Consider the following 281-nt stretch of genomic DNA (forward strand, 5'->3'; position numbering starts at 1 on the left):
GATGGCCCTGTTCATCCTCGCCATCTATTTCGCCACAAGATACCTGTACGACACACTGCTGAAAATAGCGGCGGGTTGTCACAATCCCTTCAATCCAATGTACTGTTACCGCGATTACCCCACCTGGGCCAAGGGCTACAACCGGGGTAGAAGCGAAATGCTGAAAGCGGTGAAAAAAATAATTGCCGAGTTCGGCACCGATGGCATCGAGCGTGGTGAGCAGTTCCTTTGCGTTGACCGTTACTTCCGTTCCGCCAGCAAACACCCGTCTGCGGATCAGT

1 protein-coding gene is annotated in these 281 nt (G+C 53.0%); it reads left to right on the forward strand.

Annotated features, from left to right (window positions below):
• A partial coding sequence (locus JNA92_RS25680) for a hypothetical protein (protein WP_241807229.1) occupies positions 1–281 on the forward strand: 281 nt, incomplete at both ends.

Origin of the sequence: Pseudomonas putida, from assembly GCF_022627325.1 — a bacterium.
GTDB classification, from domain to species: Bacteria; Pseudomonadota; Gammaproteobacteria; order Pseudomonadales; family Pseudomonadaceae; genus Aquipseudomonas; species Aquipseudomonas putida_X.